This window comes from Streptomyces sp. NPDC004284, from assembly GCF_042874035.1.
Classification (GTDB): Bacteria; Actinomycetota; Actinomycetes; order Streptomycetales; family Streptomycetaceae; genus Streptomyces.
In genome coordinates, this window is the sequence record NZ_JBIAMJ010000010.1 from 176,416 (window position 1) to 201,916 (window position 25,501).

24 protein-coding genes are annotated in these 25,501 nt (G+C 74.3%); 10 read left to right on the forward strand and 14 right to left on the reverse strand.

Going from position 1 to position 25,501, the window contains the following annotated elements; genetic code table 11:
* Positions 1-3: 3 nt before the first annotated feature.
* Positions 4-2,376 (reverse strand): molybdopterin cofactor-binding domain-containing protein, encoded by a 2,373-nt coding sequence (locus ACFYUS_RS25315; RefSeq protein ID WP_388856305.1) that lies wholly within the window; start codon positions 2,374-2,376, stop codon positions 4-6.
* Between the two features lie 147 nt (positions 2,377-2,523).
* Between ACFYUS_RS25315 and ACFYUS_RS25320 the strand changes: the two genes are divergently transcribed.
* The 3 genes from ACFYUS_RS25320 (at position 2,524) to ACFYUS_RS25330 (ending at position 4,915) form a co-directional block, all read left to right on the forward strand.
* Positions 2,524-3,177: a class I SAM-dependent DNA methyltransferase gene (locus tag ACFYUS_RS25320; protein WP_388856308.1), complete on the forward strand. Its 654-nt coding sequence runs from the start codon at positions 2,524-2,526 to the stop codon at positions 3,175-3,177.
* 457 nt (positions 3,178-3,634) lie between these two features.
* A complete protein-coding gene (locus tag ACFYUS_RS25325; protein ID WP_388856311.1) occupies positions 3,635-4,417 on the forward strand; it encodes a type 1 glutamine amidotransferase in 783 nt (260 codons plus the stop codon).
* A 60-nt stretch (positions 4,418-4,477) separates the two neighbouring features.
* Positions 4,478-4,915, forward strand: a complete 438-nt coding sequence (locus tag ACFYUS_RS25330) for an OsmC family protein (RefSeq protein WP_388856314.1) — start codon at positions 4,478-4,480, stop codon at positions 4,913-4,915.
* Between the two features lie 24 nt (positions 4,916-4,939).
* Here ACFYUS_RS25330 and ACFYUS_RS25335 read toward each other — a convergent pair whose 3' ends face one another.
* Positions 4,940-5,632, reverse strand: a complete 693-nt coding sequence (locus ACFYUS_RS25335; RefSeq protein WP_388856317.1) for an RraA family protein — start codon at positions 5,630-5,632, stop codon at positions 4,940-4,942.
* Positions 5,633-5,734: 102 nt separating this feature from the next.
* Between ACFYUS_RS25335 and ACFYUS_RS25340 the strand changes: the two genes are divergently transcribed.
* Complete coding sequence (locus ACFYUS_RS25340; protein WP_388856320.1) at positions 5,735-6,241, forward strand: DinB family protein; 507 nt, start codon at positions 5,735-5,737, stop codon at positions 6,239-6,241.
* Here ACFYUS_RS25340 and ACFYUS_RS25345 read toward each other — a convergent pair whose 3' ends face one another.
* On the reverse strand, positions 6,242-7,378 hold the full coding sequence (locus tag ACFYUS_RS25345) for an FAD-dependent oxidoreductase (protein WP_388856323.1): 1,137 nt from the start codon (positions 7,376-7,378) through the stop codon (positions 6,242-6,244).
* Between the two features lie 80 nt (positions 7,379-7,458).
* Here ACFYUS_RS25345 and ACFYUS_RS25350 point away from each other — a divergent pair, with 80 nt between their 5' ends.
* A complete protein-coding gene (locus ACFYUS_RS25350) occupies positions 7,459-8,163 on the forward strand; it encodes a TetR/AcrR family transcriptional regulator C-terminal domain-containing protein (protein ID WP_388856326.1) in 705 nt (234 codons plus the stop codon).
* Positions 8,164-8,188: 25 nt separating this feature from the next.
* Here ACFYUS_RS25350 and ACFYUS_RS25355 read toward each other — a convergent pair whose 3' ends face one another.
* Both ACFYUS_RS25355 and ACFYUS_RS25360 read right to left on the reverse strand, forming a co-directional pair.
* Positions 8,189-9,217: a LacI family DNA-binding transcriptional regulator gene (locus tag ACFYUS_RS25355; protein WP_388856329.1), complete on the reverse strand. Its 1,029-nt coding sequence runs from the start codon at positions 9,215-9,217 to the stop codon at positions 8,189-8,191.
* A 202-nt stretch (positions 9,218-9,419) separates the two neighbouring features.
* Entirely contained in the window at positions 9,420-10,862 is a 1,443-nt protein-coding gene (locus tag ACFYUS_RS25360) for a carboxylesterase/lipase family protein (RefSeq protein WP_388856331.1), read from the reverse strand.
* A gap of 153 nt (positions 10,863-11,015) precedes the next feature.
* Here ACFYUS_RS25360 and ACFYUS_RS25365 point away from each other — a divergent pair, with 153 nt between their 5' ends.
* Complete coding sequence (locus ACFYUS_RS25365) at positions 11,016-11,381, forward strand: hypothetical protein (protein ID WP_388856333.1); 366 nt, start codon at positions 11,016-11,018, stop codon at positions 11,379-11,381.
* 37 nt (positions 11,382-11,418) lie between these two features.
* Here ACFYUS_RS25365 and ACFYUS_RS25370 read toward each other — a convergent pair whose 3' ends face one another.
* Entirely contained in the window at positions 11,419-11,784 is a 366-nt protein-coding gene (locus ACFYUS_RS25370; protein WP_388856336.1) for a cupin domain-containing protein, read from the reverse strand.
* A 316-nt stretch (positions 11,785-12,100) separates the two neighbouring features.
* On the opposite strand from ACFYUS_RS25370, the gene ACFYUS_RS25375 reads away from it, so the two are divergent.
* Both ACFYUS_RS25375 and ACFYUS_RS25380 read left to right on the forward strand, forming a co-directional pair.
* Positions 12,101-12,460: an SPW repeat protein gene (locus ACFYUS_RS25375; protein WP_388856338.1), complete on the forward strand. Its 360-nt coding sequence runs from the start codon at positions 12,101-12,103 to the stop codon at positions 12,458-12,460.
* Positions 12,461-12,678: 218 nt separating this feature from the next.
* Positions 12,679-13,968 (forward strand): ATP-binding protein, encoded by a 1,290-nt coding sequence (locus ACFYUS_RS25380; protein WP_388856341.1) that lies wholly within the window; start codon positions 12,679-12,681, stop codon positions 13,966-13,968.
* Here the strand turns inward: ACFYUS_RS25380 and ACFYUS_RS25385 are convergent.
* The 7 genes from ACFYUS_RS25385 to ACFYUS_RS25415 all read right to left on the reverse strand — a co-directional run bounded on the left by ACFYUS_RS25385 (position 13,946) and on the right by ACFYUS_RS25415 (position 20,605).
* Entirely contained in the window at positions 13,946-14,869 is a 924-nt protein-coding gene (locus tag ACFYUS_RS25385) for a carbohydrate kinase (RefSeq protein WP_388856344.1), read from the reverse strand. The two genes, ACFYUS_RS25380 and ACFYUS_RS25385, sit on opposite strands and share 23 nt — an antisense overlap.
* Before the next feature lie 254 nt (positions 14,870-15,123).
* A complete protein-coding gene (locus tag ACFYUS_RS25390; RefSeq protein WP_388856347.1) occupies positions 15,124-15,627 on the reverse strand; it encodes a GNAT family N-acetyltransferase in 504 nt (167 codons plus the stop codon).
* Between the two features lie 42 nt (positions 15,628-15,669).
* The gene (locus ACFYUS_RS25395) at positions 15,670-15,858 is read right to left on the reverse strand and encodes a hypothetical protein (protein ID WP_388856350.1); all 189 of its coding nucleotides are present in this window, start codon (positions 15,856-15,858) and stop codon (positions 15,670-15,672) included.
* Positions 15,859-15,887: 29 nt separating this feature from the next.
* The gene (locus ACFYUS_RS25400) at positions 15,888-16,943 is read right to left on the reverse strand and encodes a glycosyltransferase (RefSeq protein ID WP_388856353.1); all 1,056 of its coding nucleotides are present in this window, start codon (positions 16,941-16,943) and stop codon (positions 15,888-15,890) included.
* A 176-nt stretch (positions 16,944-17,119) separates the two neighbouring features.
* On the reverse strand, positions 17,120-17,866 hold the full coding sequence (locus ACFYUS_RS25405; protein WP_388856356.1) for a response regulator transcription factor: 747 nt from the start codon (positions 17,864-17,866) through the stop codon (positions 17,120-17,122).
* A gap of 108 nt (positions 17,867-17,974) precedes the next feature.
* Positions 17,975-19,183 (reverse strand): pyridoxal-phosphate dependent enzyme, encoded by a 1,209-nt coding sequence (locus ACFYUS_RS25410; RefSeq protein WP_388856359.1) that lies wholly within the window; start codon positions 19,181-19,183, stop codon positions 17,975-17,977.
* A gap of 87 nt (positions 19,184-19,270) precedes the next feature.
* The gene (locus tag ACFYUS_RS25415; RefSeq protein WP_388856484.1) at positions 19,271-20,605 is read right to left on the reverse strand and encodes a hypothetical protein; all 1,335 of its coding nucleotides are present in this window, start codon (positions 20,603-20,605) and stop codon (positions 19,271-19,273) included.
* Positions 20,606-21,012: 407 nt separating this feature from the next.
* On the opposite strand from ACFYUS_RS25415, the gene ACFYUS_RS25420 reads away from it, so the two are divergent.
* The gene (locus ACFYUS_RS25420) at positions 21,013-22,515 is read left to right on the forward strand and encodes a PP2C family protein-serine/threonine phosphatase (protein ID WP_388856362.1); all 1,503 of its coding nucleotides are present in this window, start codon (positions 21,013-21,015) and stop codon (positions 22,513-22,515) included.
* A gap of 94 nt (positions 22,516-22,609) precedes the next feature.
* Here the strand turns inward: ACFYUS_RS25420 and ACFYUS_RS25425 are convergent, their stop codons facing one another.
* Positions 22,610-24,100: a hypothetical protein gene (locus tag ACFYUS_RS25425; protein ID WP_388856365.1), complete on the reverse strand. Its 1,491-nt coding sequence runs from the start codon at positions 24,098-24,100 to the stop codon at positions 22,610-22,612.
* A 233-nt stretch (positions 24,101-24,333) separates the two neighbouring features.
* On the opposite strand from ACFYUS_RS25425, the gene ACFYUS_RS25430 reads away from it, so the two are divergent.
* Positions 24,334-25,461, forward strand: a complete 1,128-nt coding sequence (locus ACFYUS_RS25430; protein ID WP_388856368.1) for an aminoglycoside phosphotransferase family protein — start codon at positions 24,334-24,336, stop codon at positions 25,459-25,461.
* Positions 25,462-25,501: the final 40 nt, after the last annotated feature.

Here is a 25,501-nt window from a genome sequence, read left to right on the forward strand (position 1 = left end):
GTCTCAGATGGTGCGGTCGCGGCCGTCGGTGGGCGAGGCCGGGACGGGCGGGACGGTCGGCAGGGGGGTGAAGGCGAGCGGCTCGGCGTGGTTGACGGGGAAGACCGTCGGCATCGCGCCGGTGGCCCGGCCGTAGGCGCAGGCGACGGCGGCCATGGCGCCGGCGACCGCGAGCTCGCCCGCGCCGCCCGGCTTGTCGCCGCTCGGGGGCATCACGATGATCTCGAGCTCGGGCGGGGTGTTCCACTGCCGGGTGTAGAAGTACTGGTCCCAGCTGCCTTCGAGGAAGTGCCCGTCGCTCAGGTGGAGTCCGGAGGTCAGGGTGATGGCGATGCCGTCGGCGATGCCGCCCATCATCTGGGCCTCCAGGCCGCGCGGGTTGACCGCGAGGCCGACGTCGACGGCGCAGACCACCTTGGTCACGCGCGGCCCGGTGTACGCGTTGGGGACCTTCCGCCCGGCCGTCTCGGGCCGGCAGTCGATCTCGGCGAGGATCGCGACGGCGGAGTGGTACTCGGTGTGGACGGCGATGCCCTGGCCCGTGCCGGCCGGCATGCTCCGCCCCCACCGCCCCGCCTGGGCGACCTTGTCGAGGACGGCGCGGGCCCGCGCGTCCTTGAGGAGCCGGCGCCGCATCTCGTACCGGTCCTGGCCCATCCGCTCGGCCAGTTCGTCCATGACGAGTTCCTGGGCGCAGCGGACGTTGGGCGAGTAGATGTTCCGCATGGAGCCGGTGTTGAAGCCCTTGTCGGTCTCGGCGAGGAGCTGGGTGGTGACGCCGAGGTGGTACGGGCTGATCTGGGTGAGCTGGAACATCGTCTCGGAGAAGGTGGCGTCGGCGACGGGCAGCCGGGCCGCCTCCGCCGTCAGGACCTCGCCGAGGCCGTGCCCGAAGTCGGTGGCCACGGAGGTGTGGCGCTGCTCGTAGGTGAGGACCTCGCCGAGCGAGTACGTGGCCCGCACCCGGGAGGTGGACATCGGGTGCGTACGGCCCTGGCGGAAGTCGTCGGTGCGGTGCCACATCAGCTTCACCGGCTTGCCGAGGGCCTTCGAGATCTCCGCGGCCTCCTGCGCGGCGTCGGAGAACAGCTTCCGGCCGAAGGAGCCGCCGCCCTCGGTGACGTGGACGCGGACGGCGGTGGGCGGCAGGCCGAGCTTGAGGGCGATCTTCTCCTGGGCGACGATCGGCGCCTTGACCGAGGCCCAGATCTCCGCGGAGTCCTTGCGGACGTCGGCGATCGCGCAGTTGGTCTCCAGGGCGGCGTTGCTGGCGAAGTGGAAGGTGAAGCGGGCGTCGACCGCCTTCGTCAGGAGCGGCAACGGCGGTATGACGAGCGGGAGTTCGGCCTTGCGGAGCTTCTCCAGGACGGTGGCGTCGGAGGCGCCCTCGGCGGTGCCGGGGCCCCAGTCGACGCGGAGGGCGCGGACGGCGTCGACGCACTGGCCGAAGGTGCGGCCGCGGACGGCGACGCCGGTGGAGACGGTGACGACGTCGGTGATGCCGGGCATGGCCCGGACCTCGGCGAGGTTGGCCACGGAGCGGACCGTGCCGTTGATGGTGGGCGGACGGCAGACCATGGTGGGCAGCGCGTCCGGGACCTGGAGGTCCATGGCGAACTTCTTGCGCCCGGTGACCGCTTCGAGGGCGTCCACCCGGCTCCGGCCGGTGCCGATGACCTGGAAGTCGGCCGTGTCCTTGAGGGTGACCTCGACGGCCGCGTCGGTGACGGCGCCGGCCTTCTCGGCGAGGTCTCCGTAGCCGAGGAGCGCGCCGGCCGGGGAGAGGACGGCGCCGGCCTTCGTGGTGAGGGTCTCGACGGCGGCGCCGAGGACGAGGGAGGCGGCGTGCAGCAGCCGGGCCCGGGCGAGGGCGGCGGCGACCCGGATCGGGGTGTAGGTGGAGTAGGTGGTGTTGGAGCCGCCGGTGAGCTGGTTGAAGAGCAGCTCGGGGCGGGCGTCGGCGAGGGTGACCTTCACCTTGTCCAGGGGCAGGTCGAGCTCCTCCGCGACGATCATGGCGCTGGAGGTGGTGACGCCCTGGCCGACCTCGGCGCGGGGCAGGGCGAAGTGGGCCGTGCCGTCGGTGTCGATGCGGATGGTGATGAGGTTGCTGGTGGGCAGGGCGGCGAGCGTCAGCAGCTCGTTGAGGTCGAGGAGTTCGGCCGGTCCCGGCAGCGAGGGGACGAGCGCCGGCGTCGCGGCGGCGGCCTGCCGCGGGGCGAGGGCCTCGGCGCCGAGCTGGGCGGCGACGGTGAGGGTCGGCGCGGCCAGGACGTACCCGAGGAACCGGCGCCGTCCGATGCCGCGTTCGCCCGGACCTCCGTCCCCGGTACCGCTCGTGTGGTGCTCGTCCCGCGCGGGGTGCCGCCTCGCCATTCGGTGTGCCCTTTCGCCATGGCCCCGGCCTGCTACCGCCGAGTATCTTCAGAGGCGACGATCATCGCGCATGCGGGGGGCCTCCGGGGACCCTTCGCCGGAGACGACCGGGGACGGCCGCCGGGGCGATCGTCGTAGGGTTCCGGCATGACCGAGGCCCCGCACGTCACCGCCACCCGCCGCTCGTACGACACCGTCGCCGTCGCCTACGAGCGGCTGCTCGCCGACCAGTTGGCGACGACACCGCTGGACCGGGCGATGATCGCCGGTTTCGTGGAGAAGGTGGAGACGGCGGGCGGGCCGCGCGCGATCGGCGACCTCGGCTGCGGGACGGGCCGGGTGACCTCCCATCTGCGGGACCTCGGCGCCGAGGTCTTCGGTGTGGACCTGTCGCCGGGGATGATCGCGGTCGCCCGGGAGACCTGCCCGGGCCTGCGCTTCGAGGTGGGGTCGATGACCGCGCTCGACCTGCCCGGCGGCTCGCTCGGCGGGGTGCTCTCCTGGTACTCGACGGTGCACATGCCGGAGGAGGAACTCGCCGCCTGCTTCGCGGAGTTCCACCGGGTCCTCGCGCCGGGCGGGTACGTGCTGGTCGCCTTCAAGGTGGGCGACGAGCGGGTGCGTCTGGAGCGGGCGTACGGGCACGAGGTCGATCTCGACGTGTACCGCTGGTCACCCGACCGTCTCTCGGGTCTGCTGTCCGCGGCGGGGCTGGTCGAGTCGGCCCGTCTGGTACGGGAGCCGGACCCCGTGGAGAGCACGCCGCAGGCCTTCCTCCTGGCGCGCAGACCGCGCGGCTGAGGCACGGCGGCGCACGGCCGGCCCGCCGAGCCGGACACCGGGCCGCAGCCGCGTGCCCGAGCGGAGCTGGGCGCGGGAGATCCGGGCGCGCTGGCCGCCGCCCGCGATCAGGGCGTTGACGGAGGCCATCGGGTCCCCGCCGACCGACTTGGCGAGCAGCGCGCCGAGGACCAGCGGGCCGAGGGCCACCGCGAGGGCCGAGCCGGTGGCGGTGACGTGCTGGAGGCGGCGGGTGCGCCGGGCGTCGAAGGTCATGACCCCAGTCCATCAGCGGGCGGCGGCGGCCGTATCGGTCGGCGTACTCAGGCGCCCGTACCGGGCTACTCAGATGTGCTCGGGCACGGCCCCCACCAGGGACTCCCGCACGGGGGCTTCTTCGGAGATCCTCGGTCGGAGATCCTCGGGGGAGTGAACGCGCCTGGGCGTTCCCGGGACCGGACGTGGAGGCGGGGCGACCGTGACGACGGAGACGACGGAGACGAAGGAGACCGGGGCGACGGGGCGCGGGGGTCCGGCCGTGCTCGTCGTGCAGCACGAGGAGGACGCCGGTCCCGGCCTGGTCGGCGAGCGCCTCGTACGGACCGGGCTCCGCCTGGACGTGATACGGGCCTGGCGGGGCGAGGCCCTGCCGGAGACCCTGGGCGGCCACGCGGGGCTGCTCGTCCTGGGCGGGTCCGCCAACTGCGAGGACGACGAGGCCGCGCCGTGGCTGCCCCGGGTCCGTGGGCTCGTCCGCGAGGCCGTGGCCGGGGAGGTGCCGCTGCTCGGGATATGCCTGGGCGGCCAGGTCGTCGCGCACGCCCTGGGCGGCGCGGTGTCGCGGCGGGCCCGGGGGCCCGAGGCGGGTGCCGTACCGCTGCGCAGGCTCCCGGCCGCCGAGGGCGACCCGGTGCTCGGCGGAGTGCCGGAGGGCGCCCCGGCGGCACAGTGGCACTGGGACGAGGTGGACCGCCTCCCGGACGGCGCCGTGCCGCTGCTGACCGGTGACGACTGCCCGTACCAGGCGTTCCGGGTCGGGAGCGCGGGCTGGGCGGTGCAGTTCCATCCGGAGGTGGGCGCGGACACGGTCGCGGCGTGGGCGGCCGTCGACGGGGAGGACCTGCGCGCGGCGGGCGGCGATCCGGAGGCCGCGGTGGCGTCGGTGCGGGAGGCGGAGCCGGAACTCCGCGCGGTCTGGGGAGCGGTGTCCGAGGCCTGGGGCGCGGTCGTCCGCGCCCGCGCGGGCGCGCGCGGCGTCTGAGGGGCGTGTCCGGCGCGTACCGTACGGGAACACGCACGTGAACGAAGGAGCTTCGCCGTCATGGCCGACTACCGGATCGAGACCGTCCGCACCGGGTACCGGAACTGGACCGCCCGCAACGACCGGGGCGCGGAGGTGCGGATGGCCGCCGCCGACGACGCGGACGCGCAGCCCTCGTTCACCCCGGTCGAGCTGCTGCTCGCGGCGATGGGCGGCTGTGGCGGCCTCGTGATCGACCGCACGGCCCGGGCGGTGGACCACGACGACCTGCGGATCGTGGTGGAGTCGGTGTCGGGTCCCGAGGACGACGGCCGACTGGGCCGGATCCGGGTGAGCTACGAGTTCGACCTGCCGGACAACAACCCGAAGGCGGCCGAGGTGTTCGCCCGGGGGGTGCGCCTGACGCACGAGAAGTTCTGCACGGTGAGCCGGACCGTGGAGCACGGCGCGCGCGTGGAGGCGGTCCTGCCGGACGGCACGGTGGGCTTCGAGGGCTGACCGCGCCGTCCGGCGGGAGGGGCGTCACTCCTCGATCGCGCCGCCGATCCGGCGCAGATGGCGGCGGAAGGTGTACGAGGGGTCCTCGGCGCGGCCCGCGAGGTAGTCGTCGAACCGGGTCTGCGCGCGCAGGGTCTCCCCCGCCCTGATCCGGCGGGCCTGTTCCCGCTCGACGTGGAAGAGGGCCCGGGCGGCTTCGAGGACGGCGTCCGCGCGGTCGGCCGCCAGGAAGACCACACCGTCGTCGTCGCCGAACACCACGTCGGCGGCGGTCACCTCGTGGTCGCCGCACCGCGCGGTGGTCAGCGCGTCCGGGTCCCGGTCGTCGAGGCGTACGGGGCCGGGCGCGTGGCGTCCGTACGAGAAGACGGGCAGTCCGATCTCGACCAGGTCCGGGGTGTCCCGGTGCAGGCCCCAGACGACGACCCCGGCGACGCCCGCCGCCTCGGCCTCCAGGACGGCGAGGTCGCCGACGCAGGCCTCGTCGCGGCGGCCCCCGTTGTCGATGACGAGGACGTCCCCGGGCGCGGCGTGCGCGAAGGCCTCCAGGAAGACGTCGACGCTTCCGTAGTGGCGGGCGGGCAGCACCCGTCCGGCGAGGCGCTGCCCGGCGACGACGGGCAGGATCCCGGCGGGCGCGGCCCGCAGCGGTTCCCCGAGCCGTACGCAGGCGTCGGCGATCAACGGCGTGGAGAGGTCGGCGAAGTCCTCGAGCATCCTGCGCTCCGATCCGTCCGTGGCGGGTGCGGTGTGCCGGGCCCCGTGTCCAGGGCCGTAATTGCCTCGACAGCGATCCCATGATCGGGGACGCTGCACGCGATGAACAGAATCGACGACACCCCGACCGCGTGGGACGAGCGCACCCAGCTCACCACGTTCCTCGACTACGCACGTGACACCGTCCGCGCCAAGTGCGAGGGCGTCTCGGCGGAGAACGCCCGCAAGGCGCTCCTGCCGGGCTCGCCGCTGATGACCCTGAGCGGACTGGTCAACCACCTCCGCTGGGTCGAGTACCACTGGTTCCAGGTGGTCTTCCTCGGCGAGGAGGACCAGGGGCCCTGGACCGACGACGACCCCGACCGCGAGATGCGCATCGCCGTCGACTTCCCGCTCGCGCAGCTGCTCGACGAGTACGCCGAGCAGAGCGCCCGCTACCGCGACCTGGTCGCCGCGAACGACCTGGACGCCACGGCGAAGCGGACCGTCCGCGGCGGCGTCCACGTCGACCTGCGCTGGATCCTCCTCCACCTCGCCGAGGAGACGGCCCGCCACAACGGCCACCTGGACATCCTGCGCGAGCTGCTCGACGGCACGACCGGCGACTAGTCACTCCCCCGCCGGCTGGAGGACGGACAGCAGGCGCTGGGCGGCATCGGGTGCCCTCAGCATCTCGTGGACCCGCGCGGAGAAGCGCGCGGCCTGTTCCGCCCGGGGGAACATGGCCGCCTCGTAGCGGCGTACGGCTCCGTCGAGGTCCCCGGCTCCGGCCGCGATCTCACGGCCGAGTTCGGCCCCGTCGAGCAGGGCCAGGTTGGCGCCGTCGCCCGCCGGCGGCATGAGGTGGGCCGCGTCGCCGAGGAGGGTGACGCCGCGCGCGTGGGGCCAGGTGTGACCGGCCGGCAGGGTGGTGAGGGTGCGGGGCACGACGGTGTCGTCGCAGGCGTCGATCAACTCGGTGAACTGCGGCGCCCAGCCCGCGAACAGGTCCCTCAGCCGGCCCCGGGCGCGGACCGGCTCGTCGGCGTCGATGCCGTGGATGGCGCGCCGGCCCTCCGGGCCGTGGAAGCTGAGGTAGACGCGCAGCCGCCCGTCCCCGTTGAGCTGCGCGGAGAGCGAGCGGTCGGGTCCGAAGGCCCAGTAGTTCCCGCGCCCGACCCTCGCGGCCAGGTCGGGCCGCGTACGGGCGAGGTCGGGAACGCCCAGCTCGACGATGTGGGTGCCGAGGTGGGCCGGGCGGGCGTCCGAGACGAGGGGGCGTACGCGGGAGTTGGCGCCGTCCGCTCCGACGAGCAGGTCGCACTCGGCGGTGCCGCCGTCGGCGAGGTGCAGGCGGTGGCGGCCCCCGGGCAGGGCCTCGGCGTGCCGGAGGCCCCGCCCCCAGGCGACGGTGTCCGGCGGCAGCGAGTCCAGGAGGATCGCGCGCAGGTCCGCCCGGTCGACCTCGGGGCGTGCCATGGGAGCGTCCTCGGGGGTGTCCTCCTGGAGCAGGATCCTCCCGGTGTGGTCGAGCAGGCGCATGTCCTGGCCCTCGCGCCGGGCCATCCGGAGGAACTCCGCCTCCAGCCCGGCCTCGCGCAGGGCCCGCTGGCCGCTGTCGACGTGGAGGTCGAGCATGCCGCCCTGTGCGCGGGCGGCGGGCGACGCGTCCCGTTCGTAGACGACGGCTTCGATGCCGTGCAGGTGCAGGACGCGGGCGAGGACCAGGCCGCCGGGCCCGGCTCCGACGATGGCGATGCGTGACATGGCTGTGCCTTCCCCGTCGATTCGATACAGCGTATCGAGACGATACGCTGTATCGACATGACAGTGAGGAGAACGGATCGATGCTCATCTGGGAGCGCCCCGAACCGGCCGCGCGCTCGACGCCGAGCCCGCTGAGCCGCGACCGGATCGTGCGGGCCGCGATCGGACTTGCCGACGCCGACGGACTCCAGGCGGTGTCGCTGCGCAAGGTCGCGGGCGCGCTCGACGCGGGCCCCATGCGGCTCTACCGCTATGTGGACACCAAGGAGGAGCTCCTCGACCTGATGGTCGACGCGGTGTACGGGGAGGTCTCCGCGCCGCCGCCGGCCCCGGGCGGAGACTGGCGGGCGGAGGTGGGGGCGCTCGCCCGCGGCTTCAGGGGCGCGGCCCTGCGCCACGAGTGGTTCGCCGACCTCCTCGGCGGCCGCCCCCAGCTGGGGCCCGCGGCGCTGGGCCACATGGAGGCGACCCTGACCGCCCTGCGCTCCGCGCCCGGGATCGGCGACGACGCCGACACGCTGATGCAGGCCCTGCAGGCGGTGAACGGCTACGTCTTCGGGGCGGTCCGCCACGAGGTCGTGGAGCGGCGCGTGGAGCGCGCGAGCGGCCTCACGGAGAACCAGTGGCGGGCGGCCACCGGCCCGTACCTCGTCCGGATGCTCGCCACCGGCCGCTACCCCACGCTCGCGCACGTCGTCGGGAACGCCTCGGACCAGGACCCCGCCGAGATGTTCGACGCGGGCCTCGCGGTCCTGCTGGCCGGCCTCTCCCGCACCGCGTCCTGAGCCGGGTCCCGGACCGCACGGGGCGTCAGCCCTCCTCCGGGGCCGGGCGATGGGTCGAGGCGCGCGGGAGCAGGGTCGTCGGCAGGCGGAGCCCTTCGGGGACCGGCCGGCCGTGGATCACGTCCTGGAGCATGTCGACGGCGCTCGCGGCGAGCCCTTCGGGGTGCATGTCGATCGCCGTGACGGCGGGCGCGGAGAGGCGGGCGTGCTCGGAGTCCGAGGCGGTCGCGACGAGGACGCGGGAGGGCACGCCCACCCCGCGGCCCGTCAACTCCTCCACCACGCCCACCGCCTGACGCCCGGTGGCGCACAGCACGGCATCGGGCAGGCCCTCGCCCAGCAGCCGCGCGGCGACGGCGCGGCCGCCGGGGATCCCGGCGGCCTCCGGAGCGCTCAGGACGCGGTGACCGAGTCCGGCGCCGGTCATCCAGCTCCGGTAGGCGAGTTCGAGCTCCTGGTTCCAGGCGTTGGCGTCGGTGCCCGTGACCAGGGCCACGTCGCGCGCCCCCGCGGAGACGACATGCCCGAGGGCCTCGCGCAGCGCCCGGTCGTCGCAGGCGACCCAGCGCGTGGAGTCGGGGCGTGCCACGTCGCGGCCGATCGAGACGTAGGGGATGCCGCGCTCCTCCAGGCGCCGGACGACGGGGTCGTCCACCTCGGGGTCGACGACCACATAGCCGTCGAGCGCGTAGGCGAAGGCGGGGACGGGGGACTTCAGCAGGTTCGGGACGAGCATGACGCCGAGGCCCCGGTCCATCCCGGCGACCGCCGCCGCCGCGATGAGGCGGCTGAAGAAGTCGACGCCGCCGAGGGCGTACTCGCCGAGCGCGTCGAGCGGACGCACGACGATGCCGATGGTCCCCATGGGCATCCGGCGCAGGCCGCGGGCGAGCGCGTCGGCCTGGTAGTCGAGGTCCGCGGCGGCCTGCTTGATGCGGGCGCGGGTGGCCGCGCCGAGGTTGCCCTTGTCGTTCAGCGCGAACGAGACGGCGGAGATCGAGACCCCCGCCGCGCGCGCGACGTCCTCGATCGTGTGCCCTCTCCTGCGTCCCATGGCGCGCCCTCCGGGTCCGTCCCCGCGCCGGTCCGTCCGAAGCCGCGGGAGAAACTGCCCGGACCCTAGCGTAAAACGTTTTATCTCCCTCATGCCCAGGGGCGTCTCACGGTTCGCCCTCGGCGGCTCACGCCGAAGCCGGGGCCGCCCCGGGAAGGGGGCGGCCCCGGCTTCGTCTCGGCGGCCGGCCGGCCGTGGCGGTTCAGTCGAGCCAGAGTTCGCGGACCCGGCGCACGGGGTCCGCGGCGATCCGGGGCTCCGCGTCCCAGATCTTCGTGGCCCGTTCCGCGGAGGTGTAACGCGGCCAGTCGTCACCCGGGTCCTGGTCGGTGACGAAGGCGACCCAGGCCCGGTGCAGGGCGTCGGCGAGCGCGCGCGGCGGCGCGTCACCGGCGACGGGCGCGACGCCCTCGGCGTCGAGGAGGTCGAAGGCGAAGGGCAGGTCCAGGCAGTGGAAGGCGAGGCCGAGGGCGGGCGACTGCCAGCGGAACTCGTAGAGCCAGGTGGGGTGTTCGCGGGCGGCACGGGCGTCGGCGACGGCGAGGTTCGGGGCGCGGAAGAGGGTGTCCGTCAGCGCCTGGCCGAAGTACCGGTCCTCGCCGCCCGCCGCGTACGTCTCCGTGAAGGCCCCGGCCCTGGCGGGGTCCAGACCGAGCGCGCCGAGGAGGAGGGGCAGCGGCGGGCCCTCGGGGCCGGGCGCGGGGAACATCGAGAACTCGTCCTCGGTGAAACCGAGCATCAGCGGCACGTCGGCGGCCGCCTCACCCGTCGTCAGGGCGTCCAGGACGGGTACGGGGATCAGCTCGCCGTCGGCGAAGGGGGCGAGGGACAGCAGCGGCGGCAGGCCCTCGCGGTCGGGGCCCGGTTCGCTCAGGAGGTCCTGGAGGTCGAGGAGTTCGTCGTCGGTCAGGTCGCGCAGGGCGGCGGCGGTGGCCGGGACGCCGGTGCGGGACGTGAACAGCCGGGCCGCGGTGCGGGCGACCTCGGGGCCGTCGGGACGCATGACGGCGCCGGAGACGGATATCGCGCCCCGGAACAGACCCCGCGCCGACGGGACGGCCAGCAGGGTCTGCACCGCGCCGCCGCCCGCCGACTGACCGGCGACGGTCACCTTGGCCGGATCCCCGCCGAAGGCCGCGATGTTGTCCCGCACCCACTCCAGGGCCGCGACCCAGTCCCGCACGCCCCGGTTGTCCGGAGCGTCCTCCAGGTGCAGGAACCCCTCGACACCCAGCCGGTAACCGACCGAGACCAGCACGACACCGTCCCGGTTGAACGCGGCCCCGTCGTACCACGGACTCGCCGCCGACCCCGCCACGTACCCACCACCGTGGATCCACACCAGCACCGGCAGACCCGCCCGCGGATCGGCCTCCGGCGTGAACACGTTCAGGTTCAGCACCCCCTCCCCCGGGACCGACGGCTCCGGAATCGTCGTGACGTCCGCGAACGGACGACGCTGGGCCGTCGGCCCGTACGCCGTCGCGTCCCACGGCTCCGCCCACGCCTCCGGCGGCACCGGCGCCGCGAACCGCAGCTCACCCACCGGCGGCTGCGCGTACGGAATGCCCAGGAAACGCAGACTCCCGTCCGCGCGGCGCTCGCCGCGGACGGGGCCTCGGAGGGTGGTGACGAGGGTGCTCATGGGGTGCTGCTCCTTCTGCGCGGGCACACGGGGGCCGGAGAAAGAGCCTGTCACCGCAGACTTACACGTGTCAACACACTGAGGGTCAGGACCCCGCCCCTAGACTCGGAGACTCGTGCAGGACCCGTGGGTCCAGGGGGAAGGCGGCCGGCGATGCGGTGGGGTCTCGATGCCGCGGTGGGGGTGCTCGTCGCCCTGATCGGGACGGGCCTGATGGCCGCCGGGTTGATCTGGAAGGGCCGGGCGGTCCGGCCGTTCGCCGCCTCGCGGGCGCGTTCCGTCGCCCAGCGGGAGTACGCCCGCGACCTCCAGCGGGCGGCCGACCAGGTGATCGCCGAGGCCCGCCGGTCCGCCGGCGAGGGCGAACCGGCGATCGTCACCGTCGAGGCGGTGCGTCGGCTGACCGAGGAGCGGTACGGCTACGCGGAGGTGGAGCGGCGGCACGCGGCGGCGGCGCTCCGCCGCCGTTTCGAGCACGGACGGTGCGCCGCCGACTGCGTCACCGACGCGTACGAATAGCGCCTCGCGGGCGACGGCCCGCGGCGGCCGGGAACCGTCAGGAGGGCAGGGCGTAGTTCGTGAAGCCCAGCCAGTCGAGGGTCACGCAGGGCTCGTCCCCGAGGACCCAGGCGTCGTGTCCGGGCTTGACCTCCATGTAGTCGCCCGCGCCGAACTCGACCGACTCGCCGTCGTTCATGACGACCTTCATCCGGCCGCTGACCACGTATCCGACGTGCGAGGCCTGACAACTGTCGGTGCCGGCGATCGGCTTGACGTGCTTGGACCACTGCCAGCCGGGCTCGAAGACGGCGCGGCCCACCGAGCCGCCGTCACCGACGAGCAGGTCGAGCCTGCCCTTGCCGTCCTCGAAGGGACGCGTCTCGTCCGCTGAGTCGAAGCTCTTCCGTACGATGCCGGCCATCGCGCACTCCCGGCGGTGGAAAGTTCCGGTCCCCGAGTCCATTTCCAGGCTACGCCGGGGCGGCGCCCCCTTCGACGGGAGTCGTTTTTGGCGGTTTCCCGCACATCCGGCGCCTCATTTCTGTTCGCATCCCATATCTGCCATATCTACACATAAAGGACAGATAAGAGCACAATGAAGACGCGGCAGATGCCGCAGCGCGGTCAGACGTGCAGGACGCCAGAAGGAGGCGAGTCGTATGGCCGACGTCTCTCACCGTCACGGTGATATCGCGGGCCACCCCGACGCGTCGGAGATGCGGGACCGTTACGCCCGCATGATGCAGACCCGAGGTGTCGCGGCGGTCGAGGAACTCGTGATCCTCGCAGGAATCTGGACGGCGGTCTCCGCCTACACGGTCCACTTCGCCGCTGCTGAGCCGGCACTCGCCCTCACCAACCTGGTCGTCGGCATCGCCCTCGCGATCCTCGGCCTGTGCATGTCGATGGCGCCGGAACGGTCCCAGGACCTGAACTTCGTCGTGCTGCTCATGGGCGCGTGGCTCATCGTCTCGCCCTGGGTCGTCACCCGGCACCCCGACACGGGCACGATCCTCAGCAATGTCATCACGGGCGCTTGCGTCTGCCTGTTCTCCCTGACGGCCGGCGGACTGCTCATGAGCAAGAGAAGGACGTGACACGTCGATCCTCTCCCCCGAACGGCGGCACCTCCCCGGCGAGGTACCGCCGTTCACCGTGAGGGAGGCAGGACCGCCGTCCACCGCATGCGCGCCGTTCCGACCAGTGACGGATCGGCGCGTTGGACCGCCCCGCCCTGTGCAGGATGGCACAGGACCGCCGCCCGGGCCCCCGCCTAGCCTCGCCACGACAGCACGAACGAGGGGCGGTACAGCCGGTGAACTGGCACATCCACGACTACCGCGAGAGCGATCTCGCCGCCGTCGTCCATCTGATCGACACCACCGCCGAGCTCGGGCAGGAGTCCGTCTTCTCGCTCGCCGAGTGCATCGGAGCCCTCACCACCCGCCAGCCGGCCGTGGTCGCCGTCCACCAGGGCGCCCCCATCGGCGCGGCGCTCGCCTGCGTCTCGGGCGAGCGGGCCTGGGTCATGCGGATCGCGATCTCCTCGGCGTGGCGGGGCCGCGGCCTCGCCAGCGCCCTGCTCGTGGAGCTGGAGCGGCGGCTCGTCGCGGCCCGCGTCGGACGCATCGCGTACGTCCTGCCGGAGGAGGAGCTCCTCGGCGAGGGCCTGCTGAACGCCGGGTACACGCGCCAGCCGGCCGTCGCGTACTTCGAGAAGGCCGAACCGCTGCACGGCCCCACCGCCGGGCTCCTCGACGACCTGGGCGGCCGGCTGCTGCCGGGCGACCTGTGGGCGAAGGTCGCCGGCATGGAGCGGGAGAAGGACCTGATCGAGCGCCGGGTGGTGCTGCCGCTGGCCGAGCCGGAGCGGGCCACCCGGCACGGGGTGCGGCCGCCGCGCGCGGTCTGCCTGTTCGGCCCGCCCGGCACCGGCAAGACCACGTTCGCGCGCGGAATCGCCTCCCGGCTCGGCTGGCCCTTCGTGGAGATCCTTCCGTCCCGCCTCGCCGACGAGGGGAACCTCGCCGCCGCCCTGCGGTCCGCGTTCGCGCGGATCGCCGAGCTGGAGCGGGTCCTCGTCTTCATCGACGAGGTCGAGGAGATCGCCCCGGTCCGCTCGGAGCCCGCCCGGCCCGGCGGCATGCACGGGGTGACGAACGAACTCCTGAAGCTGATACCGGGCTTCCGGGAGCGGGACGAGCGGCTGCTCGTCTGCGCGACCAACTCGATCCGCTCCCTCGACCCGGCGTTCCTGCGCCCCGGCCGCTTCGACTACCTCATCCCCATCGGTACGCCGGACAAGGCGGCGCGGGCGGCGATCTGGTCCCGCTACACCGACGGGCGGACGGACGTCGACATCGACGCCCTAGTCCTCGCGAGCGAGCTGTTCACGCCCGCCGACATCGAGCACGCGGCCCGGATCGCCGCCCAGGCCTCCTTCGAGCGGGACCTCGTCTCGGTCGGCGGGCGCGGCGGCGACGATCCGGCGCCCGGGGCGAGCACGGCCGACTACCTGGAGGCCATCGCCGAGTGCCGGCCGACGGTCACGCCGGAGATGATCGAGCAGTTCGCCTCGGACATCACGACGCACGCCCGGACCTGAGGGCGAACCGCTCCCCGGCCGCGTCCAGTTCGGCGCGGTCGGGGGGCTGGGCGCCGGCCCGGGAGACGGTGACGGCCGCCGCCGCGCCCGCCCCGCGCAGCAGCTCCGCGAGGTCGTCGGCACCGAGCCCGTCGAAGGTCTCCCGCCCGGCGAGGGCGTCGAGGACGGCCGACATGAAGGAGTCGCCCGCGCCGACGGTGTCGACGACGGCGACCGGCGGGGCGACGGCCGTGACCGTCTCCCGCCCGGTGAGGGCGAGCGATCCCTCCGCGCCCCGGGTGACCAGGACGACGGCCGGGCCGAGGGCCAGCCAGCGGGCGGCGACGGACTCGGCGGACTCCCCCGGATACAGCCAGGCCAGGTCCTCGTCGCTCGCCTTCACCAGGTCGCTGAGCGCGACGCAGCGCTCGACGCGGGCGACGGCCGCGCCGTGCTCCCCCATGAGTCCGGGCCGCACGTTGGGGTCGTAGCTGACCGTGGCCCGGTCGCGGAGCCGCTCGACCTCGGCGAGGACGGTGGCGGCGCCCGGGGCGGTGACGGCGGCGATGGAGCCGATGTGCACATGGCCGGGCCGTTCGGCCGGAGGCTCCCCCGCCTCCAGGGTCCAGGCGATGTCGAAGGCGTACGTGGCCCCGCCCCGCGCGTCGAGCCCGACGATCGCCGACGGGGTGCGTGCGGGGACTCCCCCGATCGCCACCCGTACGCCCGCTCCCTCCAGGTGGTCCGCGATCAGCCGCCCGGTGGGGTCGTCGGCGAGCTGGGTGAGCAGGGTGACGTCCCGGCCGAGACGGGCGAGGCCGTAGGCGACGTTGGCGGGGCTGCCGCCCGGATGGATCCGTTCGGTGCCGTCGGCGGCGCGCACGATGTCGGCGACGCACTCGCCGATCACCAGGAAGGACATGGGGCAGAGCTCCTTTGGGGACGAGGAGCCCGGGGCGGGCGCAGGGTCCTCGGTGTCGATGACGGGAGCGTAACCGCCGGAGCGGACGGGAAGGGCGGCGACGGCGTACGTCCGGAACCGTCCTGCCGACCGCTGTGTCCCACGCGGTGGTGGAGTCGGCCGGGCATGCGGTGGAACGGTCGACGGAGCGCCCGCGCGTGCCGGTCCCTTCCTGCCCGGCGGCGCCCAGGGGAACGACCGGGGGGTGAGGGCCCTCACCGCCGCCGGCGGTACAGCACCTGGTGGGCGTCCCATTCGACGAAGGACTCGGCGTGCTCCAGGCCGACGGCCTCCAGGAGCCGGCGGGAGCGGTGGTTCGCCTCCTGGGTGACCGCGACCACGCTCGGCCCGGTCTCCAGCGCCCCCGCCACGGCCGCGGCGACGGCCTCGCGCGCGTAGCCCCGCCCCCAGTGCTCGGGCAGGAACTGGTACGAGACCTCCGTCTCGCCGCCCCACCCGGCGGCCTCCACCGTGACGAGCCCCAGCACGACGCCGTCCTCGGCCCGGACCACCGCGTGGAAACCGGCGGCCCCGACGATCCGCCGCTGCCGGATCCGGATGACCGAGTCGATGACGGGACCGCCGAGGTGGCGCCGCACCTCCGGGTCGGTCCACAACCGGGTCACGGCCGGCAGGTCACCGCTCCGGACGGGCCGCAGCACCAGCCGCTCGGTGACGAGCGGGCCGGCGGGCGGGGCGGGGGGCGGGGAGATGGTCACAGCTCCGATCATCTCAGGACCGGACCGGAATCCGGGGGCCGGTCAGCGGCGCTCCGGGACGTCGCCGCGGATGACGGGGACGAGGCTGCGCAGGGCGAGTCCCGCGGCGACCAGCGTGGTCGCGGCGACGACGAGGCACAGCACGGCGATCGGGGACATCCCGCCGCCGGTGGCGGCCAGGCCCGCGCCTCCGCCGCCTACCGCGCCCGCTCCGATGGGTTTGCCGTACATGGGGTGATCCTTCCGATGAGGGGGTGGGCTCAGGTGGCGACCCAGCGCTCCTGGCGGCGCAGGACGAGGTCGATCAGCGACCGGGCGAAGACCAGCTGCCGGAACACGTCGTACAGCAGCTCCGGCACGAGCGGGAGGGCGAGCAGCACGGCCCGGCGTCCGGCCCGGCGGACGGTCAGGGTGCGTTCGAGGACGAAGATCAGCGTGATCGCCCCCCAGAACAGCGAGAAGCCCTGCCAGCCGGCGGTGGCCAGGACGAGGACGGTGGCGGTGGCGAACAGGGCGAGCGCGAGGCCGCCGATGCCGAGCATCAGCTGCTGTCCGAAGTACGGCAGGGTGACGCGGGTCAGTCCGTAGTCGCGCAGGTTCTCCAGGGCACCGCGCTGCCAGCGCATGCGCTGGTGCCAGAGCTTGGGGAGGGTCGGCATGACCTCGGTGACGAGCCAGCAGCCGTCGGGCGAGACGGTCCGGTGGCCGAGGGTCTTCACGGCCTTGGTGATCTCGTCGTCCTCGGTGAGCGAGGCCAGGCTGTAGTAGCCGTCCCCACCGCCGATCCGGCCGGCCCGGCGGGCGTCCCGGACCTCGCGCAGGACGCTCGTGCGGAAGACCGTTCCGGTGCCGGTCAGGACGGTGGCCTTGTTGCCCTTGCGGTGGATCTCCAGGGCGTACCGCTCGTACTCCATCCGCTGGAGCAGTCCGAGGAGTCCGCCGCCCTCCTCGCCGAAGAAGATCCCGCCGACGGCTCCGACGGACGCGTCCTCGTCGAGGGCCTCCGCGGCGCAGGCGACGAAGCGCGGATTGAGGACGGTGTCGGCGTCCTGGACGAGGAGCAGCGCGTCGTCGGGGAGTTCGTCGAGCAGGGCGGGGAGGGCCTGGTTGAGCGCCCCCGCCTTCTTGTCCCGGTTGGCGGACGTCACGAAGACCTCGGCGCCGCAGCGCTCGGCGATCTCCGCCGTGAGGTCGGTGCAGTTGTCGGCGACGACGACGATCCGGTCGGGCCGGACGGTCTGCCGGTAGAGACCGGCGAGGGTGGCGACGATGCCGTGCTGTTCGTTGTGCGCCGGTACGACCGCGACCAGTTCCACCGCCGTTTCCTTCCGTGCGTTCCGGATGTCCTGGAACGACGGTGCCGTGCCGTGGTTGCGGGGCGGGTGCGCGGTGGGTGCGGCCGGGTTGCGGGGTGGCGGCGGAGGACGTTCGGCGGGACCGGAGGGACTTCCGTCCCGTCCCGGCTCGGGCCATAGGTCGGCGGGTCAGCAGGTCAGTCGATGCGGTGGTAGCGGTATCCCACGCCGCGGACGGTGGCGATGCCCGTACGGCCTCCGGTGGCCTCGGCGATCTTGCGGCGCAGCCGCAGCACCGCGTACTTCACCCGTCGCGGGTCGGCGTTCTCGCTCTCGCCCCACACCTCGCCGAGCAGCCACCCCTGGCCGAGGACCTGCTCGGGGCGGGCGACGAACGCGGCGAGCAGGTCGAACTCCAGCGGCGTGAGGTCGAGCGGGGTGCCGTTCGCCCGGGCCACGCGTGTGGCCCGGTCGACGACGATGCCCCGCGGCCCGGCCGGACCGGGCGCGCCGGCGCCCGGCCCCGAGGCCCCGGACGACGGCAGGAGGCGCCGGAAGCGGGCGGCGACCCGGGGCAGCCCCTGCTCGCGGGAGATGCCGTACGTGAGGTAGTCGTCCGCCCCGGAGCGGTAGGCGCGGGCCGCGTCGACCTCGATGTAGACGGGGGCGACGACGACGATGGGCATGGCGCGGGCCTGATCCCGCAGGTCCTGGAGGAACTGCCAGGGATCGCAGCGGGGCAGTTCGAGGCTGAGCACCACGCCTTGCGGCTCGCGCTCCCGCAGCGCCTGCCGTGTGGCGGGTCCGTCCGCGGTCTGCCGCACCTCGTGCCCCTGCTCGCGCAGCATGCCGCCGACCACGTCGACGACGCGGGTGTCCGTCAGGGCGAAGAGGATGAGGGGCCGGGCGGACCCACTCGGCTCCGGAACGACAGAGGGTGGCATATTCGGACAATAAACCGACTTCGGTCGTCGTGACACTCGCCGTCGGCGACCGAGCTGAGCCGAGCCGAGCCGAGCCGGTCAGCTCGGGGCGGGTTGGGGCGGGTCGGGTCAGTTCGGGTCGGCCTGCCGAGCGGTCAGGGCGGCCTTGATCGGCTCCCAGTCCGGGGCCGTCGGCTCGAAGGCCTCCTTCGCCGTCGCGATGTCCTTGTAGCCGCTGGAGGTGACCACGCACACCACCGGGCCGTCGGTCTCGCGCGGCCCGTGGGCGCGGAGCCCGGCGAGTCCGGCGGCGGAGGAGGTTTCGCACCAGATCCCCTGCGCCGCCAACTCCGCCCGTGCGGCGGCCATCTGATCGTCCGTCACCGTCCGGGCCGCTCCACCGGTCGTACGGGCCGCGAGGACGCCCCGGTAGCTGTTGACCTCGCAGTCGATGGCGTACGCCGCTGTCGGTCCGACCGGGACCCGGGCGACGGGGCGGCCGGTGCGCAGGGCCTCGGTGAGGGCGCCGGCCGCGGCGGGCTCGGCCGCGTACACGCGGGGGACGGAACCGGTGACGCCGAGCCGCGCGAGCTCCTGGAATCCCTTGGCCACACCGAAGAGCAACTCGCCGTATCCCGTGGGGAGATGCACCTCCGCCGGTGCGCGCCCGAGGTCGAGCGCGAGCTCGTAGGCGAGGGTCTTGTAGCCCTCGGGCCCGAAGGGGTGCCCGGTGTGGGCGGTGTCCGTGACGCCGCTGACGCTCTGGAAGCCGAGCTCGTCGACGATGCGGCGCATCAGGGGGCGTACCGACCCGTACGGCACGGTCAGCACCGTCGCCCCGTAGGCGCGCAGGTGAGAAGCGACGGCGGGCGGGGCGTCCGGGGAGGTGAAGACGGCGCACGGCAGTCCGGCACGGGCCGCGTAGGCGGCGGCCGCCGCGCCGTGGTTGCCGGACGAGGAGACGACGATGCCCCGCGCCCCCGAGGCGACGGCGGCGCTGACGGCGACCCGGTTGAGCCGGTCCTTGTGGCTCCAGGTGGGATTGCGGGACTCGTCCTTGATCCATACGCCGTCGGGGAGTTCGACCAGGGGCGTGTTCCCCTCGCCGAGACCGGGCGCGGCGAGGGGCGGCAGCAACGGGGCCCACCGTTCCAGGCCGTGGGCGGCCGGGCGCGTGAACAGGTCGGCGGGGACGCGGTCGTAGGCGTAGTCGATGTCGAGGGGGTACGCGACCTCCTCGGTGGAGGTGACGGGGCAGCCCCGGGTCAACGGCGGCCACAGCGGGTGGCGTACGGACGGATCGGCGAGCGAGCGCTGGGCGACGGCGAGCGAGGTCACGCGTGTCGGGCCTTTCGGGTACGGCGAACCGGGATCGGTCGTACGGGCGCGAGGAGCGAGCCGCTGCCGCCCACCCCCGTCCGGGCCTCAGCCCATGCGGCGGGTGAGCGCGGCCAGCGCGCCGGGCCGGCTGCCCGGGACCCGTCGCCGGAGGGCGATCATGGTGGGGCCGAGGGCCCGGGCCCGGTCGGGGTCACCGATCTGCTCCCACTGGTGGTGGGCCCGGTCGACGGCCCCTTCGACGTCCGGGTCGTCCGGGCGCTGGAGCAGCCCGAGCCGGGCCTCCGCGGCGGCGAGCCAGAGCTCGCAGCTCCGGGCCGGCTCCCCGGCGAGGCGCGCGAGGTCGGCCCGCACCTCCGTCCAGTGCACGGCCTCCATCGACCGGGGCCCGTGCCGGCGCAGCGCCTCGCTCTCCCAGGCCGCCGCGACCGCCGCCGCCTCCCCGTGCCGACCGGCCATGGCGGCGGCCAGGATGGCGGGATGGGGATCCGGCACGGTCACCGGCCCGCCCGCGCCGGCGAGCGGGGGCGGAGGCGGAGTCGCGGGGGTGAATGACGGGGGGATCGCGGGTGCGGGTGCGGGTGCGGGGCGGGATGTGGGGGCAGGTACGAGGCCGGGGCCGGGCGCGGCGGCGGGTGCCGGACCGGGCCCGAACGCGGGCTGGGGCGCGGCGGCGGGTGCGGGCGTGGGTGCCGGAGCGGGCACGGATGCCGGACCGGGCACGGGGCCGGGGCCTGGAGCGGGCGCGATGCCGGGCCCCGGAACGGGCGCAGGGCCGGGGACCTGGGCGGGTGCGAGGCCGGGGACCGGAGCAGGCGTGGTGGTCGGTGGGTGTGCGGGCGTGGGCGTGAGGAAGAAGGGTTCCGGTGCGGGTGCCACCGTCACCGCCCGTGCCGCGGCCTCCGCGTGTGCGGCGGACGGGGTCAACCGGGCGCCGGAGCGCCAGAGTTCGGCCCAGGCGCGGAGGTAGTCGGGGGTGGTGGGCTCGCCCTTGCGCGGGGCGGGGACCACGCGTCCGTAGAGCAGGGGGCCGGGCCCCAGGTGCAGCAGTCCGGGTGTGGCGGTGAGGCGTTGCCAGACGTCCGGGTCGGCGGCGAGGTCCGCGACGACGGTCGTGGTGCCGGGCCGCCGGGTGCCGAGCTCGCCGGCCAGCCAGTGCCAGGGCAGCGCCGTGTAGCGGAGGGTCGCCGGGGTGGTGCGGGCGAGCGCGAGGTGGGGCAGTTGCTGCCGGCGGTCCAGATGGAGCTGGCCCGCGAGGCAGACGACCAGGGGGCCGGGACTCGCGGCCGCCGCGCGGAGGCGGGTGAGGACGGTCTGCGGGTCCAGGGGGTCGGCGAGTTCGACGACCGTGGCGGCCGCGGTGCCGGTGAGGACCCCGGGCGGCACGGCGGCGAGCGCCGGCAGCACGGAGGCGGCGTCCATCGCGCGGCCCCGGCCGGCGGGCGCGGCGGCGAGCAGTACGGCGGTGCCCACCGGGCTCAGGGCCGCCACGCCCGCACCGGCGGCCGCGACATGCGCCCCCGTGACACCGGGCGTACGCCCCTCCGGTACGACCGCACCCGCTTCCGTACGCACGTCCGACCCACCCGCCACCACCCCGCCCGTGACCGTCGTATCCGCGCCCACCGTGCCGGTTCCGTCGTCGTTCACCACCCCAGCACCGTAACGCGTCGCGCCCTGTCCGATAATCGCCGGGCCTTTGGCATATGACAGAAGCACCACCGGATCGAGTGTTGCCAAATCCCTTACGGGCTGTCCCGGGCTGTGCGACAGTCGTCCAGGGGCCACCTTCCACACCTGGCCGCGCCGCGCCTGTATCGGAGTACGACATGCCGTCCCATCTGTTCGCGGACCGCCCCGCCCAGCCGCCGGAGCCGGGCGCGGTGGACGCGCTGATCTCACAGACCCGCCGCCTGCGCGGCGAGGTGGACGCCGTGCGCCGGGACGCCGTGGCGGACGAGGACGACCCCCAGCAGCGTTGGCAGCGCGCCCTGTGCGACCTGGCGGTCCATCAACTCGACTCCCTGGGCACCCATTTGGGCCAGCTCAGAGCCGGTGTCCCGGTCGGCGCCGCTCCCGGGGACGGGACCGCGCCCCTCCACACCGCCCCGCACGCCGCGCCCGCGACCGCCCCCGGTGCGGCGTACGGCGCGGCCGCCCCGCCCCGGACCGGCTCGCTGCTCTCCCGGGTCGGCAGCGCCGAGTGGAACCTGCTCACCGACGAGGTCAGCTGGTCCGAGGAGCTGTTCCAGATCTTCGGACGGTCCCGCGAGAGCGGCCCCATGCCGCTCGACGAGATGCCCACGATGGTCTTCGTCGAGGACCAGCCCGCCCTCCAGGGGATGGTGACGGACTGTCTGATCGACGGGAAGCCGATCGACGGCGAGTTCCGGATCATCCGCACGGACGGCCAGGTGCGCACCGTGCACATGACCGGTGAACCCGTGCTCGACACCGACGGCTGCACCGCCTCCATGTGGGCCGTCCTCCGGGACGTCAGCGAGCTGCGGCGCAGCGAGCGTGCGGTCCGCGAGAGCCGGGACAGCCTGGAGCGCAGCCGTCACAGGGAGCGCACCGAGCGGCGGCTCGCCGTCGAGCTCCAGGAGGCGGTCCTCCCGCCCTGGCGCGGCTCGCTCCGCTTCGCCCACGACGGCCCCGCCCCGCTCGACGTGGCCGCGCACTACCTCCCGGCCGCCAGCACCGGACTGATCGGCGGCGACTGGTACGACGCGCTGGCGCTGCCCGACGGGGACGCGCTGCTGACCGTCGGCGACCTGACGGGCCACGGGGTCGCCGCGACCTCCTCCATGGCCATGCTCCTCGGGGCGCTGCGGGGCATGGCCGTCGCCGGCATCCGCCCCGCCGCGCTGATGGGCCACCTCAACCAGCTCCTGGAGACCTCCGTCCAACCCGCGCTCGGCAGCGCGATGTGCTGCCGGTACGACCCGGTGGCCCAGACCCTCGCCTGGGCACAGGCGGGCCACCCCGCCCCGCTGCTCTTCCGCGACGGGACGGGGCACGTGCTCCGGCGGCCCGAGGGCGTCCTGCTCGGGGCGACGGGCGGCACCGTGTACGGCGAGGCCGAGACCCGGCTGGTCCCGGGGGACCTGCTGGTCCTGCACACCGACGGGCTGACCCGCGGCAGCGGCACGGACGACGACACGGGCACGCGACGGCTGCTCGCCCTCGGCCCCCGGCTCGCGGAGGCGCGGGACGCGCAGGACGGCGTGCGCGCGGTGGTGGAGGAGTTCGGCGAGGAGTCCCGCGAGGACGACGCCTGCGTGATGGTGGTCCGGGTCACCCGCCGGGACCAGCCCGGGGTCACCCGCTGAAAGCCCCTGGAAGAAGCCCCTGGCAGCCCGTCGGAGACGCCGCGTGCCGAGACACCGACTTCCCTGAGCCTCCCCTTCCCTCGGACGGGGAGGCTCAGGCCTGTCCGGGCCTGGGGCGATTGACGGGGGACCTGGGGAGGGCGAGCTCGATCTCCTCGCGCAGGTTCTCGATCTTCGAGTAGCCCGCGTACTGGCCGGTGAGCCGGTACATCTCCCGCAGCCGGTCCCAGGTCCGGTGGGACGAGGTGTCCCCCATCGACATGAGGGCGAGCCGGGCGTACCGGTCGGCCTGTTCCGGGTCGTCGGCGATGAAGCAGGCCGAGGCGAGCGAGATGTGGTCGAAGAGCTTCGACCGGTCGTGCCCGTCGTGCCGCAGCTCGATGGCCAGCTTGGCGTGGCGCTGCGCGGGGATCGCCGCGGTCGGGTCGTGCTCGGCCAGGGTGCGGTAGGCGAGGGCCTGCATGCCGTGCATGTCGGCCTCGTCGAAGTTCTGCATCCAGCTCGGCTTCTCGTCCTGTTGGTCGGACACGAACAGCTCCTCGGCCTCGCCGAGGGTACGGCGCATGGCCTGGCCCCGGCCCATCGACGCCTGCGCCCAGGCCTCGATGGTGTGGAACATGGCCTGGGTGCGGGGCAGCAGGCGCTCGCCCGAGCCCGCCTTGGCGAGCTTCATGAGGTCGATGGCGTCGTCGGGGCGGCCCAGGTGCACCATCTGGCGGGCGGCCCGGGACAGCGCCTCGCCGGCCCGGGGCCGGTCACCGCCCTCGCGCGCCGCGTGGGCGGCGATGACGAAGTACTTCTGCGCCGTCGGTTCGAGGCCGACGTCGTGGGACATCCAGCCCGCGAGGACGGCCAGGTTGGCGGCGACGCCCCACAGGCGCCGCTGGAGGTGGTCGGCGTGACGGTAGGCGAGCATGCCGCCCACCTCGTTGAGCTGGCCCACGACCGCCTTGCGCTGGAGACCGCCGCCCCGGGAGGCGTCCCAGGCGCGGAACACCTCCACCGAGTGCTCCAGGGCCTCGATCTCCTCCGACCCGATGGGGGCGGCCTCGTAACGGTCGAACCCGGCGGGGTCGGCGTGGAGGGGATCGATGGCCCGCGGAGCCGCGCCCTTGCGCGCGGGTTCGGTCTGCAGCCAGTCGTGCATGGCGTTGCTGAGTACGGAGCCGGCGGCAAGCGCGGCACCCGCGCCCACCAGGCCGCGTCGGTTGAGCATGAGGTCCATTCCCGTGAATTCGGTGAGGACCGCCGCCGTACGATCGGGTGCCCAGGGCAGCCCGTCAGGGTTCTCCGTCTTCCTGACGTCCTGCTTCTTTCCGGCGCGCCCGTGTCGTACGAACCCGAGGTCCTCGATGGTCACGACACGGCCGAGTCGCTCGGTGAACAGTGCTGCCAGCACCCGGGGGACGGGATCGCGCGGGGTCTCGCCCCGGTCGATCCACCGCCGTACCCGCGAGGTGTCCGTCGCCAGCTGGGGGTGGCCCATGGCCGCCGCCTGCCGGTTGACGAGTCTCGCGAGTTCGCCCTTGGACCAGCCGGCCAGGCCGAACAGGTCTGCCAGGCGGGTGTTGGTTTGCTCGGTCACGTCTAAGCCCCCAGGTTCTCGGCTGAGTTGACAGTAACCCCCTGTCATAGGCCTGGCGACAATTCGCCAGGCTTCGCCAGGGTGCGCGAGATGTTCCGCCACCCGCGCCCGGGTGTCAGGTAGGAACGCGCCACCCCGCCCCGCCGACCGGCCCTCATTCCCCAGGGTGCGGCCCGGGGGCGGGCGGGGCGACGCACGCAACTCGTCGGCGCACGAAGGGATCTGTCACCTCCATGTACACAGCATCGTCCTCCGTGTCCGCACCGCCCCGGCCGCAGCACCGCATCGTCCCGGCCGGTGCCGGACCGTACCTCGCCCCCGCTCCCCAGGTCGTCCGGCCGAGGCGCTGGGCGGGCGGCACCGGTACCCAGCCGGTCAGCGGGCGCATCGATCTGTCCGGCCCGCAGGGGGCGCAGCTGAAGATGGCGATCGCGTCGGTCCACCGGATCTGTCCGGAGTTCAACCCGGTGCAGGTGCTGCGGCGCAGCGGCCGTTCCGTACTGATCGTCGGGACGACCGGGCGGACCACGGCGGTCGCGAAGTGTTTACTGGACCACTCCCCCGCGTGGGTCGAGCGGTTCCGGCACGAAATAGCTTCTTATCGCTCCTTCGTCCGCCACCGTCCACCGGTGCGGGCGCCGCGGCTGATCGCCGCGGACCCGGAGAACTGCACGCTGGTGATCGAGCGGATGCCCGGACGGGCGGCGGCGCTGTCGCGCCACCCCGTCGAGGCGCCGCCCCGGGCGGACGTGCGGGCCGCGCTCGGTGCGATCGCCCGGCTCAACGCCTGGCGTCCGCCGGCCGGGACCTTCGACGCCCCGCTGGACTACGGCGCCCGCATCGCCCGCTACCACGAGCTCGGGCTCTTCACGGACCGGGACCGGGACGACCTGCAGAAGCTGCTGCACGGTCTGGCGCACGCGGGCGGCCGTCAGGGCATGGGCCAGTTCTGTCACGGTGACGCCCTGCTCTCCAACATCCTGCTCTCCCCCGCCGGGCCGGTGCTCGTCGACTGGGAGCACGCGGGCTGGTACCTGCCCGGATACGACCTGGCGACCCTGTGGGCGGTGCTCGCCGACGCGCCGCTGGCCCGGCGCCAGATCAGCCAGCTCGCCCAGCAGGCGGGCCCGGCCTCCCGGGACGCCTTCCTGGTGAACCTGATGATCGTGCTGACGCGGGAGATCCGCACCTACGAGACGGCGGTGCAGCGCACCATGAAGGAGGCTCCGCCGGCCGGGTCCGTGCCGGTGCCCTCGGGGGCGCTCGCGCCCGGCGAGGAACAGCGGCTGCTGCTGAGGCGGCTGCACGACGACTGCGCCATGGCACGGCGGGCCGTGCGCGCGGCGGTCGGGACGCGCTGAAGGGGCGGGTCCGGCCGACCACACGGGGGCGGTGCGCCGC